Source organism: Glycomyces sp. NRRL B-16210 (genome assembly GCF_000719515.1).
GTDB lineage: Bacteria > Actinomycetota > Actinomycetes > Mycobacteriales > Micromonosporaceae > Glycomyces.
In genome coordinates this window covers 1-339 of sequence record NZ_JOGR01000030.1, presented here as the reverse complement: position 1 = coordinate 339, position 339 = coordinate 1, and the positions used below count along the sequence as shown (strand labels likewise).

The 339-nt window shown below is 59.3% G+C and carries 1 rRNA gene; it reads right to left on the bottom strand.

From position 1 onward, the window contains the following. Positions 1-339: ribosomal RNA gene (locus IF12_RS25300) — 23S ribosomal RNA — on the bottom strand; the annotation flags it as partial.

The following is a 339-nucleotide window of genomic DNA, read 5'->3' as shown; positions in this document are numbered from 1 at the left end:
CTCACGGTACTCTCCACTATCGGTCACCGGACCTCTTTAGGCTTACCAGACGGTCCTGGCAGATTCACACGAGCCTCCACGAAACCCGCGCTACTCGGGTGCGCCATCCGAACACCACCAACAACCTTCGCCTACGGGACTCTCACCCACTACGGTCGGCCTTCCCAGACCATTCGACTAGCTGCTGATGCGCGAACCTGATCTCGGCAGAAACCAACGACAACGTCCCACAACCCCCAGCCCGCAACGCCTGCCGGCTATCACACGAACCAGGTTTAGCCTCCTCCGCTTTCGCTCGCCGCTACTCACGGAATCACTCTTGTTTTCTCCACAGCAGGT